Source organism: Aeromonas sp. Marseille-Q5825 (assembly GCF_946892685.1).
GTDB classification, from domain to species: domain Bacteria; phylum Pseudomonadota; class Gammaproteobacteria; order Enterobacterales; family Aeromonadaceae; genus Aeromonas; species Aeromonas rivipollensis.
The window spans coordinates 82,809-97,956 of the sequence record NZ_CAMPOU010000007.1; the positions used below are offsets into that span (position 1 = coordinate 82,809).

Annotated in this window: 14 protein-coding genes; 13 read left to right on the forward strand and 1 reads right to left on the reverse strand. The window is 60.7% G+C overall.

Annotated elements, in window-relative coordinates; all coding sequences use genetic code 11:
• The 7 genes from ptsP to OC537_RS18585 all read left to right on the forward strand — a co-directional run bounded on the left by ptsP (position 1) and on the right by OC537_RS18585 (position 7,123).
• A complete protein-coding gene (gene ptsP, locus OC537_RS18555) occupies positions 1-2,280 on the forward strand; it encodes a phosphoenolpyruvate--protein phosphotransferase (RefSeq protein ID WP_262113475.1) in 2,280 nt (759 codons plus the stop codon).
• Positions 2,281-2,347: 67 nt separating this feature from the next.
• Positions 2,348-3,175 carry a prolipoprotein diacylglyceryl transferase gene (gene lgt, locus OC537_RS18560; protein ID WP_111913495.1) on the forward strand — a complete coding sequence of 276 codons (828 nt, stop codon included), beginning with the start codon at positions 2,348-2,350 and terminating at the stop codon, positions 3,173-3,175.
• Positions 3,172-3,966 carry a thymidylate synthase gene (gene thyA, locus OC537_RS18565; protein ID WP_111913475.1) on the forward strand — a complete coding sequence of 265 codons (795 nt, stop codon included), beginning with the start codon at positions 3,172-3,174 and terminating at the stop codon, positions 3,964-3,966. The genes lgt and thyA overlap by 4 nt, the downstream gene beginning before the upstream one ends.
• Positions 3,967-4,260: 294 nt before the next feature.
• A complete protein-coding gene (gene nhaA, locus OC537_RS18570; RefSeq protein ID WP_111913477.1) occupies positions 4,261-5,451 on the forward strand; it encodes a Na+/H+ antiporter NhaA in 1,191 nt (396 codons plus the stop codon).
• A gap of 20 nt (positions 5,452-5,471) precedes the next feature.
• The gene (locus tag OC537_RS18575; RefSeq protein ID WP_205599294.1) at positions 5,472-5,852 is read left to right on the forward strand and encodes a hypothetical protein; all 381 of its coding nucleotides are present in this window, start codon (positions 5,472-5,474) and stop codon (positions 5,850-5,852) included.
• Positions 5,839-6,771 carry a transcriptional activator NhaR gene (gene nhaR / locus OC537_RS18580; protein WP_005332358.1) on the forward strand — a complete coding sequence of 311 codons (933 nt, stop codon included), beginning with the start codon at positions 5,839-5,841 and terminating at the stop codon, positions 6,769-6,771. Before OC537_RS18575 ends, nhaR begins: the two co-directional genes overlap by 14 nt.
• A gap of 49 nt (positions 6,772-6,820) precedes the next feature.
• The gene (locus OC537_RS18585) at positions 6,821-7,123 is read left to right on the forward strand and encodes an ArsR/SmtB family transcription factor (protein ID WP_106884992.1); all 303 of its coding nucleotides are present in this window, start codon (positions 6,821-6,823) and stop codon (positions 7,121-7,123) included.
• Between the two features lie 49 nt (positions 7,124-7,172).
• Here OC537_RS18585 and rpsT read toward each other — a convergent pair whose 3' ends face one another.
• Positions 7,173-7,436, reverse strand: coding sequence for a 30S ribosomal protein S20 (rpsT, locus tag OC537_RS18590; protein WP_033129187.1), 264 nt, complete (start codon positions 7,434-7,436; stop codon positions 7,173-7,175).
• Between the two features lie 191 nt (positions 7,437-7,627).
• On the opposite strand from rpsT, the gene murJ reads away from it, so the two are divergent.
• The 6 genes from murJ to ispH all read left to right on the forward strand — a co-directional run bounded on the left by murJ (position 7,628) and on the right by ispH (position 15,042).
• A complete protein-coding gene (murJ, locus tag OC537_RS18595; protein WP_106884991.1) occupies positions 7,628-9,190 on the forward strand; it encodes a murein biosynthesis integral membrane protein MurJ in 1,563 nt (520 codons plus the stop codon).
• 120 nt (positions 9,191-9,310) lie between these two features.
• On the forward strand, positions 9,311-10,285 hold the full coding sequence (gene ribF / locus OC537_RS18600; RefSeq protein WP_234676016.1) for a bifunctional riboflavin kinase/FAD synthetase: 975 nt from the start codon (positions 9,311-9,313) through the stop codon (positions 10,283-10,285).
• Positions 10,285-13,146 carry an isoleucine--tRNA ligase gene (gene ileS, locus OC537_RS18605; RefSeq protein ID WP_262113483.1) on the forward strand — a complete coding sequence of 954 codons (2,862 nt, stop codon included), beginning with the start codon at positions 10,285-10,287 and terminating at the stop codon, positions 13,144-13,146. Before ribF ends, ileS begins: the two co-directional genes overlap by 1 nt.
• Positions 13,146-13,658, forward strand: a complete 513-nt coding sequence (gene lspA / locus OC537_RS18610) for a signal peptidase II (protein ID WP_262113485.1) — start codon at positions 13,146-13,148, stop codon at positions 13,656-13,658. The genes ileS and lspA overlap by 1 nt, the downstream gene beginning before the upstream one ends.
• Positions 13,655-14,107 (forward strand): FKBP-type peptidyl-prolyl cis-trans isomerase, encoded by a 453-nt coding sequence (gene fkpB / locus OC537_RS18615; protein WP_262113486.1) that lies wholly within the window; start codon positions 13,655-13,657, stop codon positions 14,105-14,107. Before lspA ends, fkpB begins: the two co-directional genes overlap by 4 nt.
• Positions 14,107-15,042 (forward strand): 4-hydroxy-3-methylbut-2-enyl diphosphate reductase, encoded by a 936-nt coding sequence (gene ispH, locus OC537_RS18620; protein ID WP_106884988.1) that lies wholly within the window; start codon positions 14,107-14,109, stop codon positions 15,040-15,042. Before fkpB ends, ispH begins: the two co-directional genes overlap by 1 nt.
• Positions 15,043-15,148 lie beyond the last annotated feature (106 nt).

Here is a 15,148-nt window from a genome sequence, read left to right on the forward strand (position 1 = left end):
TTGCTGACGGAACTCAGACGCATCGTCGAGAGCATGGCCGAGGCCAACACCCTCGAACAGGCCTTGCAAGCATTGGTGAGCCAGACCCGGCTCGCCATGACGGTGGACTGCTGCTCCGTTTATGTCGCCGAGCCCGACATGCGCCGCTATCGACTGGCGGCCACCGATGGCCTGGCCGAGTCGGCGGTGGGCAAGGCCACCTTGCCGTTCGAGCAGGGTATCGTCGGTCTGGTGGGTCTGCGGGAAGAGCTGATCAACCTGGCCGATGCGCCTTCTCACCCCAGTTTCAAGTTCCTGCCCGATGTCGCGGAAGAGGCGTTTCGCTCCTTCCTCGGCGCCCCCATCATGCACCAGCGCCAGGTGGTGGGCATTCTGGTGGTGCAGCAGAAAGAGAGTCGGCTGTTCGATGAGGGGGAAGAGTCCTTCATGGTCACGCTGGCGGCGCAACTGGCGGCGCGCATCGCCCAGGCCCAGGCCAAGGGCTGGTTGCAGAAGACCGACTGGAGCAAGCCGCTGCGCGGCATCGCCGGTGCCAGTGGCATCGCCATCGCCAAGGCCTGGGTGTGGCGCCCGCGCAAGGCGCTCAACAGCATCACCCCGCGCAAAGACGAGGACCACGGCAAGCAGCTGGCCCGACTGGAGCTTGCGGTGGAAGAGGTGCGCCACGATCTGGAGAGCCTGGCGCTGCGCTTTCGCGAGAGCTACAGCCAGGATTCGGTCGCCATCTTCGACATCTATCTGCACCTGCTGAACGATCCCGGCTACATCAAGCCCATCCGCAACAAGGTCGGCAAGGAGCACTGGACCGCCATCTCCGCGGTCAAGATCATCAGCGATCGGCTGATCGAGCAGTTCAAGGGGATGAAGGATCCCTACCTGCGGGAGCGCTCCACCGATGTGAAAGACATAGCCCAGCGGCTCATCAGCCGTCTGGTGCAGGACGAACCCGAGCAGCTCACCATAGGGGAGCCGGTGGTGCTGGTCGCCGACGAGGTGACCGCCACCATACTCGCCGAGATTCCGCGGGAATTCCTGAGCGGCGTGGTGTCGCTCAAGGGTGGGACCAACTCCCACGCCGCCATCCTGGCCCGTGCCATGGGAGTGGCGGCCATCATGGGGGTGGATCTGCCCCTGGGTGACATAGGTGGTCGCACCCTGGTTGTCGACGGTTACAGCGGCGATCTCTTCATCGAGCCCAATCAGGTGATCCTGACCGAGTACCGGCAACTGCTGAGCGAGGAGCGGGCGCTCGATACTCTGGTGCGCAGCGTCGACAACCAACCCTCGGAGACGGCTGACGGCACTCCTGTCTCCTTGCTGCTCAACGCCGGCCTCAGTGCCGACACCGAGATCTCCCTCAACCATCTGGCGGACGGGGTCGGGCTCTATCGCACCGAGATCCCCTTCATGCTGCAGGACAGCTTCCCCTCCGAATGGGAGCAGACGGCGCGCTATCGCGGGATCCTGGAGACCTATCGGGATCGCCCGGTCTGCATGCGCACCCTGGACGTGGGGGGGGACAAGCAATTGCCCTATTTCCCCATAGTGGAGGAAAATCCCTTCCTTGGCTGGCGGGGGATCCGGCTCACCCTGGATCACCCCGAGTTGTTCCTGGTGCAGCTCAAGGCCATGCTGCGCGCCAGCGAAGGGCTGGACAATCTGGCCATCATGCTGCCGATGATCAGCAGCGTCAGTGAAATCAAGGCTTCCCGCCGGCTGCTGGATCAGGCCTGGCGTGAAGTGTCGGAAGAGGCGGCGAGCCGCGATGCGATGATCCGCTACCCCAGCCTCGGGGTGATGATAGAGGTGCCATCCGCCCTCTACATCCTGCCGGAGATGGCCCCCCTCATCGACTTCTGGTCGGTGGGCAGCAATGACCTGACCCAGTATCTGCTGGCGGTGGATCGCAACAATGCCCGGGTCGCCAGCATCTATGACGCCTTCCATCCCGCGGTGATCCGCGCCCTGCAACTGCTGGTCGATGCCTCCCATCGCTACCAGAAGCCGGTCTCGGTCTGTGGCGAACTGGCCGGGGATCCGGTCGGCGTGCTGCTGCTGCTGGCCATGGGCTATCGCCGTTTCAGCATGAACACCCACAACATCTCCCGCATCAAGTACGTGCTGCGTCAATCCGATCTCGGCGAGCTGAAGGCGCTGATGGCAGATGGCCTCAAGCACGACAATCCCCACGTGCTCCGTGGCCTGTTTGCCCGCTACCTGGAAGAGCACGGTCTGGGCGGTTTGCTGCGCGCGGGCCACAAGACCAAGTTGCCCGATTGATATTCAGTCTTGTTCCTGCTGACGAATGATCGGAGAATGCGGCTTTTCTTATGACTGGGGCCGCGCCATGCAGCACGACGGATATTGGGTTTTCTCGCAGATTGATCCCGTAGCATTCAGTTTGGGACCACTATCGGTACGCTGGTATGGTCTCATGTATTTGTTTGGTTTCGCCTTTGCCATGTGGCTTGCGGGCCGCCGCGCCGATGCGCCTAACAGTGGCTGGACTCGCAACGAGGTCTCCGATCTGCTGTTCTACGGCTTCCTCGGGGTGATCCTGGGCGGTCGGGTCGGTTATGTGCTGTTCTACAACTTCGATCTCTTCCTGGCCGATCCCACCTACCTGTTCAAGATCTGGACCGGCGGCATGTCGTTCCACGGCGGCCTGATCGGGGTCATCACCGCCATGATCTGGTTTGCCCACAAGACCAAGCGTCACTTCTTCACCGTGGCGGACTTCGTGGCGCCGCTCATTCCGTTCGGCCTCGGCGTGGGCCGCATCGGCAACTTCATGAACGGCGAGCTGTGGGGTCGGGTCACAGACGTGCCCTGGGCCATCATCTTCCCGGAAGCCGGCCCCGAGCCGCGTCACCCCTCCCAGCTCTACCAGTTCGCCCTGGAAGGTGTGGTGCTCTTCATCATCCTGAACCTGTTCTGGCGCAAGAACCCGCCACGGGGCGCCATCTCCGGCATGTTCCTGCTGTTCTACGGCCTGTTCCGCTTCCTGGTGGAGTTCGTACGCCAGCCTGACAGCCAGCTCGGTCTCTACTTCCAGGAGATCAGCATGGGCCAGATCCTCTCCACTCCGATGATCATCATCGGCGCCCTGATGATCTGGGTCGCCTACAAGCGTCCGCAGTTGTTCGGCAACGCGGCGAAGGAGGCAAAGCAATGAGGGCCTATCTCGACCTGATGCAGAAGATCCTGGATGAAGGCACCGTCAAATCCGATCGCACCGGCACGGGGACAGTCTCCCTGTTCGGTCATCAGATGCGCTTCAATCTGGCGGAAGGCTTCCCGCTGGTCACCACCAAGAAGTGCCACCTGCGCTCCATCATTCACGAGCTGCTCTGGTTCCTCAATGGCGACACCAACACCGCCTACCTGAAAGAGCACGGCGTCAGCATCTGGGACGAGTGGGCCGACGAGCACGGCGATCTGGGCCCTGTCTACGGTGCCCAGTGGCGCTCCTGGCCGGCGGCCGATGGCGCCGTCATCGACCAGATCCAGAAGGCGGTGGATGACATCAAGCACAACCCGGACTCGCGTCGCATCATCGTCTCCGCCTGGAACGTGGGTGAGCTGGACAAGATGGCGCTCGCCCCTTGTCACGCCTTCTTCCAGTTCTACGTGGCAGACGGCAAGCTCTCCTGCCAGCTCTATCAGCGCAGTTGCGACGTCTTCCTCGGCCTGCCGTTCAACATCGCGAGCTACGCCCTGCTGACCCACATGATGGCCCAGCAGTGCGATCTGGCCGTGGGCGACTTCGTCTGGACCGGTGGCGACGTGCACCTCTACTCCAACCACATGGAGCAGACGGCGCTGCAGCTCTCCCGCGAGCCGCGTCCCTTGCCGCAGCTGGTGATCAAGCGCAAGCCTGACTCCATCTTCGACTACCGGTTCGAGGACTTCGAGATCCAGGGTTATGATCCCCATCCGGGTATCAAGGCCCCTGTCGCCATCTGATCCCGCATCCGCCGTGATGGCTAGCGGCTCTCGGCGGATCCCCCGCGTGGCAGTATTACGTTATTCCATCTGTTCGAAAGGCGCCTGCGGGCGCCTTTTTCATGGCTGAACAGAATAAATATGCAAAAAAAAGAATGCTCCGTGGGCTCATGAAGGCGGGGTAAAACGTGCTTATAGCAGGCATGATTCATTTTGCCTTCGGTTTTTCCGTTGTTATTGGCAGTTAGAAACGATTTTTCATTAACTCACTCGGCCCCTAGACTGAAAAAGTACAATTTTATGGATAGTTAGACCATGAGCGATGTGTTCAAGCGATTTCTCAAACTGGAGTCAGCCTCCGGAATAATTCTGATCCTGGCCGCCCTGGTGGCCATCGGTCTGGCCAACTCTGCCCTGGCGGAGCACTATCAGAGCTTCCTCAATACTCAGGTACAGGTGCGCATTGCCGCCCTCGACATCAACAAGCCGCTGCTGCTCTGGATCAACGACGGCTTCATGGCGATCTTCTTCCTGCTGGTCGGGCTGGAAGTAAAGCGTGAGATGCTGGAGGGGGCGCTCTCATCACGGGTGCAGGCCACCTTCCCGGCCATCGCCGCCGTGGGCGGCATGCTCGCCCCTGCGCTCATCTATGCCTTCTTCAACTACGAAGACGAAGTGACCCGGGCCGGCTGGGCCATTCCGGCCGCAACCGACATCGCCTTCGCCCTCGGGGTGATGGCGCTGCTCGGCAAGCGGGTACCGACCAGCCTCAAGGTATTCCTGCTGGCCCTGGCCATCATGGATGACCTTGGGGTCATCATCATCATCGCTCTCTTCTATACCCAGCAGCTGTCGCTGACCGCACTGGCGGTCGGCATTCTGGCGACCCTCACTCTGCTCTGGATGAACCGCCGCGGTGAGGACAGGATCGGCCTCTACATGCTGGTGGGTTTGGTGCTCTGGGTTGCCGTGCTCAAGTCCGGCGTCCATGCGACCCTGGCCGGCGTCATCGTTGGCTTCATGATCCCTATCTCCGGCAAGCGCTATGCCTCGCCGCTCAAACACCTGGAGCATGTGCTGCACCCCTGGAGTGCGTACCTGATACTGCCGTTGTTTGCCTTTGCCAACGCCGGGGTCTCCCTCGACGGGATCCAGCTGTCGGATCTGCTCAGCCCGGTGCCCATGGGCATCATACTGGGGCTCTTCATCGGCAAACCCCTCGGCATCTTCACCATCAGCTGGCTGTCGGTGAAACTCGGCATCGCCCAGCTGCCGAGCGGCGTCAACTTCAAGCAGATCTTTGCGGTCAGCATCCTGTGTGGCATCGGCTTTACCATGTCGATGTTCATCGCATCGCTGGCATTCGAGCATGGCGGACTCGACTACGGCAGCTACTCACGCCTCGGGATCCTGGTGGGATCCACCCTGGCGGCCGTGATCGGTTTTATCGCCCTGCGGATATCGCTGCCCAATCGGGAGGCGAATCAAAGCACGGAGGGGTTATGAGAAGACTCGGATGGTTAGTCATGCTGGCGAGCCCGGCAGTCTGGGCGAATAGCCTGGCGGATTGCCAGCAGGATGCGGCGTCGGCCAGTTGTTCGGCCTATCTCAATGGGGTGGTGGACAGCGCCCTCATGCTGGGGGACAAGCAGGCCAAGGCCCAGTTCGGTGAGACCTTCACCGAGCGGGCCCTGAGCAGCCGGGCCGGCGAGCGCGTGAAGAAGTCCCACAAGCGCTACTGCGGGGAGCGGATGCCGGATCCGGCCCGCCTCAAGCTGACCCTGCAAGAGCAGTTCGGCGCAAACAAGGTTGACTCGATCAGCGACATGTATGACATTCTGGCGGTTGAACTCAGCTGCTACCGGAGCCCGCGCAGCGCGGGAACCCCATCGGATGTCACACCTTAATTACAACCATCTCTACTATTTTTGGATGACTCAGAAGAAGGGCTCCGTCACCCAGGCGGCGGAAGCCCTCTTCCTCACTCCCCAGACAGTCACCGGTCAGATCAAACTGCTGGAGCAGCGTCTCGGCGGCAAGCTATTGATCCGCAAGGGGCGTTCCCTTGAGGCCACCGAACTGGGTCAGCTGGTGTTTCGCTATGCCGACAAGATGTTCAGCCTCTCCTACGAGATGCTGGATATCGTCAACTACCGCAAGGAGAGCCAGATCCTGTTCGACGTCGGCATCGCCGATGCACTCTCCAAGCGCCTCGCCAGCCGGGTGCTGCTCTCCGTCATCCCCAACGACGGCTCCATCCACCTGCGCTGTTTCGAATCGACCCACGAGCTGCTGCTGGAGCAACTGAGCGAGCACAAGCTAGACATGATCCTCTCCGATTGTCCGGTGGACTCCAGCCAGCACGCCGGCCTGCTCTCCAAGCGGCTGGGAGGCTGTGGCGTCAGCTTCTTCTGCAAGGCGCCGCTGCCCGAAAAGCCTTTTCCTGCCTGTCTCGAGGAGCGCAAGCTGCTCATTCCGGGCCGTCGTACCGCCATGGGGCGCCAGCTGACCCAGTGGTTCGAGCAGCAGGGCATCTCTCCCAGCATCCTGGGGGAATTCGATGATGCGGCCCTGATGAAGGCGTTTGGTTTCTTCAATCAGGGTATCTTCATGGCACCGACCATCTATCGGGAGGAGATCCTGGAGGGAGAGGAGGTGATGCTGATCGGGGAGACCCAGGATCTGATGGAGGAGTACTACGTCATCTTTGCCGAGCGGATGATCCAGCATCCGGCGGTGAAGCGGGTGTGCGAGAGTGATTTCTCCTTCCTCTTTGCCGGTCAGGAGGATTTCACCACCATTCAGCCGGCGACCCTGTCATTTTAAATCGACGGGGCAGAGGGTATGATTCCTGTCTTGCAGGGGAGGGAATGCGATGCAGTTGGAAGAGATGGAGGCGAATGCCGGACGTGCGGTCACCCTGCTCAAGGCGCTGGCCAATGAACGGCGCTTGTTCATTCTGTGCCAGTTATTGGAGAGAGAGCTGTCGGTGGGGGAACTCAACGAGGTGCTTGGACTGAGTCAATCGGCCCTGTCACAGCATCTGGCTGTGCTGCGGCGCGATGAGCTGGTGGCGACGCGAAAAGAGGCCCAGACGGTCTACTATTCGCTGCGCAGCCATGAGGTACGCGAGATGATTGGATTGTTGCACAGGCTGTATTGTAGCGAACCCAAATAAAAAACCGGCACTAAGGCCGGTTTTTTTAGCTTTGTTCAGCCGAAGCTGATTAAGCCATAGCTTTGATCTGGGCAGACAGGCGGCTCTTGTGACGAGCAGCTTTGTTCTTGTGGATCAGGCCTTTGGTCGCCATACGATCCATGATCGGCTGAGCAACAGCGAAAGCGGCAGTGGCAGCAGCTTTGTCGCCAGAAGCGATTGCAGCAATTACTTTCTTCAGATAGGTACGGGTCATGGAACGACGGCTGGCGTTGTGTTGACGACGTTTCTCTGACTGAATCGCGCGCTTCTTAGCAGATTTGATATTAGCCAAGGTAAAACTCCTAAAACTGTCTTAGCGAGTGTATTGAAAAGGCCCGGAAATATGCCTTCTCAACCACATATTGTCAAATGATTTGTGCAAATAAACACCGCCCCCCGGTGGTGTGTCAGTTGGGAGGCGGTTAAACTGTCGGCCGATTCTAGCAGCATTCTTTCCATTCTGACAGTTCCAGAGGCCTCGTCTTGAGTAAGAAATTGATCAAATCCGGCATGATAGTGTCCGCAATGACGCTGGTGTCCCGTGTGATGGGCTTGGTGCGCGATGTGGTCATCGCCAATCTGCTCGGTGCCGGGGTGGCCGCAGACGTCTTCTTCTTCGCCAACCGCATTCCCAACTTCTTGCGCCGGCTGTTCGCCGAAGGGGCTTTCAACCAGGCCTTCGTGCCGGTGATGACGGAGTACAAGAAAAATGGCGACGAGCGCGAAGTGCGTGAATTGCTGGCCGCGGTGGCGGGCACCCTTGGGGGCATAGTCACCATAGTCACCTTACTTGGTGTGCTGGGCTCGGGGGTGCTGACGGCCCTGTTTGGCTGGGGCTGGTTCTGGGACTGGCTGCACGGCGGCCCGGCGGCCGAGAAGTTCGAGCTGGCCAGCCTGATGCTCAAGATTACCTTCCCCTATCTCTGGTTCATCACCTTCACCGCCATGGCCGGGGCCATTCTCAACACCTTCGGTCGCTTCGCCGTCTCCTCCTTCACGCCGGTGTTCCTCAACCTCACCATGATAGCGGCGGCCTGGTGGATAGCCCCGTTGCTGGAGCGGCCCGAGATCGCGCTGGCGATCGGCGTCTTCCTCGGCGGTCTGGTGCAGTTTCTGTTCCAGTACCCCTTCCTGCGCCAGATCAACATGCTGGTGTGGCCCAAGTGGGGTTGGCACCATCCCGGTGTGGTGAAGATCCGCACCCTGATGATACCGGCGCTGTTCGGCGTCTCGGTCAGCCAGATCAATCTGCTGATCAACACCATGCTGGCCTCCTTCCTGGCGACCGGTGCCATCAGCTATCTCTACTACTCGGATCGCCTGCTGGAGTTTCCCCTCGGCCTGTTCGCGGTCGCCATCAGCACAGTTATCCTGCCGGCGCTGGCCAAGAAGCATGTGGATGCGGATCCGGCCGACTTCTCCCGCACCATGGACTGGGGGGTGCGCATGGTGATGCTGCTCGGCCTGCCCGCCATGGTGGGGATTGCCGTATTGCGCGAGCCCATACTGCGAGTGCTCTTCATGCGCGGCGAGTTCGGCATGCACGAGGTGGCCATGTCCAGCGCCAGCCTGCTGGCGTCCACCACAGGGCTGCTCTCCCTGATGCTGATCAAGGTGCTGGCGCCCGGCTACTATGCCCGCCAGGACACCAGGACCCCGGTACGGATCGGCATCATGGCCATGGTGGCCAACATGGTGTGCAACCTCATCTTCATCTATCCGCTTGGCTATGTGGGGCTGGCGCTCGCCACCGCCTGCTCCGGCACCCTGAATGCGGCCCTGCTGTTCAAGGGGCTGTATCAGCAGGCGGTTTATCGCCCTTCCCGCAACACGGGCGTGTTCTGCCTAAAGCTGCTGGTGGCGACTGTGCTGATGGGGGGCGTGCTTGGCTATCTGTCACCGGATCTCGCCCAGTGGGGGGCCTGGAGCATGGGCAAAGCCAGTCTGGAGCTGACCTTGCTGCTCTGCCTTGGGGGCGCCTTGTATGGAATAGTCCTGTTGGTGCTGGGGGTCAGGCCAAGACACCTGAAATCGGGTCAGCAATGAGGCTGATGATGCCCGGGTTCCGTGTCAGATACCTGAAATCGGCTCAACAGCAGGGCTGACCCTGCCTGCTGCCTGATATATAATCCGCCGATTTCCATGGCAGCAACGCACAAGGCACTGATGGAACTCATTCGCGGCATTCACAATATCAAGCCCCATCATCGGGGCTGTGTATTGACCATAGGCAACTTCGATGGGGTTCATCAGGGCCACCATGCGGTGCTGGCCCGACTGCAGGAGAAAGCCGCCCAGCTTGGTCTGCCCGCCTGCGTCATGCTGTTCGAACCGCAGCCCCTTGAGCTGTTTGCGGGGGACGCCGCTCCTGCCCGTCTCAGCCGTTGGCGGGAGAAGTACGAAGCCCTCAAGGGGATGCAGATAGATCGCATGCTCTGTGTGCGGTTCACGCACCGCTTCGCCGAGCAGGCCGCCAGCAGCTTCATCGAGCAGTTGCTGGTGGAGAAACTCGGCGTGCACTACCTGGTGGTGGGTGATGATTTTCGCTTCGGCAAGGGGCGGGAGGGGGACTTCCACCTGCTGGAGGAGGCGGGTCATCGCTTCGGTTTCGAGGTGATCAGCACCCAGAGCTTTCAGGTCGAGCGCCAGCGGGTCAGCAGCACGCTAGTGCGCGAGGCCTTGAAGGCGGGGCGTATGGCTGAGGTGGAGCTGATGCTCGGCCGCCCCTATGCCATCAGTGGTCGGGTGGCCCACGGCGACAAGCTGGGGCGCACCATAGGTTTTCCTACCGCCAATCTCGCGCTCAAACGGCAGGTGATCCCGGTCGGTGGCGTGTTCGCGGTGGAAGTGTTATGTTCCGGCAAGACCTTCCCCGGTGTCGCCAATGTGGGTGTACGGCCGACCTTGAGCGGCACACAAGCCAGATTGGAAGTACATCTATTTGATTTTTCTGGTGATCTATACGGTCAGCAGGTCAAGGTGCTGCTTCGCCACAAGCTGCGCGAAGAGCAGAAGTTTGCCTCTTTCACCGCCTTGAAAGAGCAGATCGAACGAGATGCCCTGGCGGCCCGAGCCTGGTTCGGGCTGCCACCATTCAATTTACCCAGCACTCTTTTAGAAAAGAAGGGAACCCAGGACTGATGAGCGACTATAAACACACCCTGAATCTGCCGGAAACCGAGTTTCCGATGCGTGGCGATCTGGCCAAGCGCGAACCCAACATGCTCAAGCGTTGGTACGATCAGGATCTTTACGGCGCCATTCGCCGCGCCAAAGCGGGCAAGCCTTCCTTCATTCTGCATGATGGTCCCCCCTACGCGAACGGCAGCATTCACATCGGTCACTCGGTCAACAAGATCCTCAAAGACATCATCATCAAGTCCAAGGGCCTCTCCGGCTTCGATTCCCCCTATGTGCCGGGCTGGGATTGCCACGGTCTGCCCATAGAGCTGAAGGTGGAAGGCATGGTCGGCAAGCCGGGGGAGAAGGTCTCCGCCGCCGAGTTCCGCGCCGAGTGCCGCAAATATGCCAAGACCCAGATCGAAGCGCAGAAGACCGACTTCATCCGTCTGGGCGTGCTGGGTGACTGGGAACACCCCTACCTGACCATGGACTTTGGCACCGAAGCCAACATCATCCGCTCCATGGCCAAGATCGTCGCCAATGGTCACCTGCACAAGGGGTCTAAGCCGGTACACTGGTGTACCGACTGCGGCTCTGCCCTGGCGGAAGCCGAAGTGGAGTACTACGACAAGAATTCCCCCTCCATCGATGTGCGCTTCAAGGCCGTCGACGAGGCGACAGTGGCTGCCAAGTTTGACTGCCCCGAAGGTCACACCGGCAAGGGCCCGCTCTCTGCCGTGATCTGGACCACCACCCCCTGGACCCTGCCGGCCAACCGCGCCATCGCCATGCACGCCGATCTCGACTACGCCCTGGTACAGGTGGAGGGTGACAACCCCGAGCGCCTGATCCTGGCCGCCGAGCTGGTCAAGGATGTGATGGACAGAGCCGGTATCGAGAAGTTCCACAACCTGGGCTATGCCAAGGGTGCGGCGCTCGAGCTGCTGCGCTTCAACCACCCCTTCTACAGCTTCGATGTGCCTGTGGTGCTGGGTGACCACGTCACCCTGGATGCCGGTACCGGCGCCGTGCACACAGCCCCTGGACACGGTCAGGAAGACTTCGTGGTCGGTCAGAAGTACGGTCTGGAAGTGGCCAACCCGGTTGGCAGCAACGGCGTCTACCTGCCGGATACCGAGCTGTTTGCCGGCCAGCACGTGTTCAAGGCCAATGCGGCCGTGGTCGAGGTGCTGACCGAGCGTGGCGCCCTGCTGCACCACAAGGTGTTCAACCACTCCTACCCCCATTGCTGGCGTCACAAGACCCCGATCATCTTCCGTGCCACCCCCCAGTGGTTCATCAGCATGGAGCAGAAGGGGTTGCGCAAGCGTGCGCTGGAAGAGATCGAGCGCATCGAGAAAGATGGCATTGCCCAGCACGGCCAGAGCGGCTGGGTGCCGGCATGGGGCAAGAACCGCATCCAGGCGATGGTAGAGAACCGTCCTGACTGGTGCATCTCCCGTCAGCGTACCTGGGGCGTGCCCATCTCCCTGTTCGTTCACAAGGAGACTCAGGCGCTGCACCCTGAATCCGTGCGCCTGATGGAAGAGGTGGCCAAGCGGGTCGAACAGTCCGGCATCCAGGCCTGGTGGGATCTGGACAAGGCCGAGCTGCTGGGCAGCGACGCCGACATGTACGACAAGGTGCCCGACACCCTGGACGTCTGGTTCGACTCCGGCTCGACCCACTCCTCAGTGGTCGATGCCCGTCCCGAGTTCAACGGCAACCCGGCCGACATGTATCTGGAAGGCTCTGACCAGCACCGCGGCTGGTTCATGTCCTCCCTGATGATCGGCGTGGCCATGAAAGACAAGGCTCCCTACAACCAGGTGCTGACTCACGGCTTCACCGTGGATGGTCAGGGCCGCAAGATGTCCAAGTCCATCGGCAACGTGGTCAGCCCGCAGGACGTGATGAACAAGCTGGGCGCTGACATCCTGCGCCTGTGGGTAGCGAGCACCGACTACACCGGTGAGATGACAGTCTCCGACGAGATCCTCAAGCGCTCCGCCGATGCTTATCGCCGTATCCGCAACACAGCCCGCTTCCTGCTGGCCAACCTGAACGGTTTCAATCCGGCGACCGACATGGTGGCGTCTGCCGACATGGTGGTGGTGGATCGTTGGGCCGTGGGCCGTGCCAAGGCGGTACAGGCCGAGATCATGGCGGCGTTCGATGAGTACAATTTCCACGGTGTGACCCAGAAGCTGATGCAGTTCTGCTCCATCGAGATGGGCTCCTTCTACCTGGATGTCATCAAGGACAGGCAGTACACCGCCAAGGCTGACAGCCTGGCTCGTCGCTCCTGCCAGACCGCCCTCTATCACATCGCCGAGGCCATGGTGCGCTGGATGGCGCCCATCATGAGCTTCACCGCCGACGAGATCTGGGCTCTGCTGCCGGGTGAGCGCGGTGAGTTCGTGTTCACCGAAGAGTGGTACGACGGCCTGTTCGGGCTGGAAGCGGGTGAAGTGCTGAACGACGATTTCTGGGCTGAGATCCTCACAGTGCGTGGTGAAGTGAACAAGGCACTGGAAGCCGCCCGTGGCGAGAAGCGCATCGGTGGCTCCCTGCAGGCAGAACTGACTCTGTTCGCCAAGCCGGAGCTGGCTGCGCGACTGAATGCCTTGGCCGATGAGCTGCGCTTCGTGCTGCTCACCTCCAAGGCCAAGGTGGTGGTGGCTGACACAGCACCGGAAGGTGCCGTTGCGACCGAGCGCGATGATCTGTGGCTGAACGTGGCCCAGTCTGCTGCCGCCAAGTGCGACCGCTGCTGGCACCATGTGGAAGACGTGGGCACCATAGCCGGTCACGAAGAGATCTGTGGCCGCTGCGTCACCAACGTCGAGGGTGACGGCGAAACGCGTCAATTTGCCTGATGAACATGACCAATAACGCTCTTCATAACAAAACGGGCCTGCGTTGGCTGTGGCTGGCGGTGCTGGCTTTCGTACTGGACCAGGCGAGCAAGCTCGCCGTGGTCAAGTTGCTGCCGTTTGGCTATCCGGGGGTGGAGATCACCCCCTTCTTCAACCTGGTGCATGTCTACAACAAGGGCGCAGCGTTCAGTTTCCTGGCCGAGCAGGGGGGCTGGCAGCGCTGGTTCTTCGCGGTCTTGGCGTTTGCTATCTGTGGGCTGCTGACGCACTGGTTGCGAAAGCAGTCGGTCACCCAGCGCTGGAGCGGCATCGCCTATTCCCTCATCATCGGCGGAGCCCTTGGCAACGTCTTTGATCGCCTGGTGTTGGGCCACGTGGTCGATTTTCTCGACTTCTACTGGCAGCGCTCCCATTGGCCCGCATTCAACCTGGCGGACAGCTTCATCTTCATCGGTGCCGCCATGATAGTGCTGGAAGGTTTTCGCTCCGAAAAACAGAAGGAGGCGGCATGAGCCAGGCCATAGGCGCTGACAGCAGCGTGCTGTTCCACTTCTCCATCAAGCTGGAAGACGGCTCTGTGGCCGACAGCACGGCGCTGCACGGCAAGCCTGCCCGTTTGCGGATGGGCGATGGCAGCCTGACATCGAGCTTCGAGCAGTGTCTGCTGGGGTTGCAACAGGGGGAGGCCAAGAGCTTCACGCTGGCGCCTGAGCAGGCGTTCGGTCACTCCAATCCCGACAACATCTACCATCTGGACAGAGCCAAGTTCGGTGCCGAGGTGGAGCCCAAGATTGGCACCATCATCCTCTTCGACCAGCCCAATGGCAGCGAACTGCCGGGCATCATACGGGCGGTGGAAGGGATGTCGGTGACGGTCGATTTCAATCACCCGCTGGCGGGTCACACCGTCACCTTCGAGGTGGAGATCCTGGGCGTGGATGACGAGGAAAAGGTGCACTGATGGATATCCTACTCGCCAACCCACGTGGTTTTTGTGCCGGTGTCGATCGGGCCATCAGCATAGTCGAGAGTGCGCTGGAGAAGTTCGGGGCACCCATCTATGTCCGTCACGAGGTGGTGCATAACCGCTATGTGGTGAACAAGCTGAAAGAGGCGGGAGCCGTATTCGTCGAGGAGCTCGACGAGGTGCCGGACGACAGCATCGTCATCTTCTCCGCCCACGGCGTTGCCAAGACGGTGCGCGAGATGGCCAAGTCCCGTGCCCTCAAGGTGTTCGATGCCACCTGTCCGCTGGTGACCAAGGTGCACATGGAGGTCCATCGTGCCAGCCGCAAGGGATCCGAGGCCGTGCTCATCGGTCACGCCGGTCACCCCGAGGTGATTGGCACCATGGGGCAGTACGAGAATCCGGAAGGGGGTATGTATCTGGTGGAAACGCCGGAGGATGTGGCCAAGCTCAAGGTGAAGAACCCGGACGATCTTTGCTTCGTTACTCAGACTACGCTCAGCGTGGATGAGACCTCGGACGTTATCGATGCCTTGCGCCAACACTTCCCGAAAATTCAGGGACCGCGCAAGGATGACATCTGTTATGCCACCCAGAACCGTCAGGATGCGGTCAGGGAGATGGCGGGGCTGGTGGACGCCATGCTGGTAGTCGGTTCTCGCAACTCCTCCAACTCCAACCGCCTGCGAGAGCTGGCCGAGAAGGTGGGGGCGCGAGCCTACCTCATCGACGATGCCACCATGATCGAACCGGGCTGGCTGGACGGTGTGGATCGTATCGGGGTGACGGCGGGGGCCTCTGCTCCCGATGTGCTGGTTCAGAATGTCATCGCCCGTCTGCGTGAGCTGGGTGGCAAGATAGTGACCGAACACCCGGGTCGCGAAGAGAACGTGGTCTTCGAGGTGCCGCCTGAGCTTAGAATCATTTGAATGTGGCCAGGATGGCCTAAGAATAAAGAGTGATGTTCCTGATGCCGGATTTGTTGTTGCGACCTATCCGGCATTAGACTAACAAGACCGCCAGTCACCAAGGATG